Annotated in this window: 1 pseudogene; it reads left to right on the top strand. The window is 38.0% G+C overall.

Annotated features, from left to right (window positions below):
• Positions 1 to 242 (top strand): annotated as a pseudogene (locus ACY2RT_RS15565) (sugar transferase); the annotation flags it as partial.

The following is a 242-nucleotide window of genomic DNA, read 5'->3' as shown; positions in this document are numbered from 1 at the left end:
TTTACTTTGATTATTTTAAGATCAATGCAGATCACTGGGTCTGGTCCAGCGTATTAGGCTTATACCTCACTATTTTTGCTACAATGTTCGAATTATACAACCTCCACAAGGCCAGGAAGTTTGAGATTGTGGTACAGAACATCATTCTTACTTCTTCGGTAACAGTGTTATTTTATCTGTTAACCCCATTCTTTACTCCGGAGTGGCCCGAAAACCGTTTGCAGATCGTCTATTTTTATATT

The organism is Ulvibacter sp. 2210JD10-4 (assembly GCF_058148525.1).
This window is presented reverse-complemented; position numbering and strand designations above follow the sequence as displayed.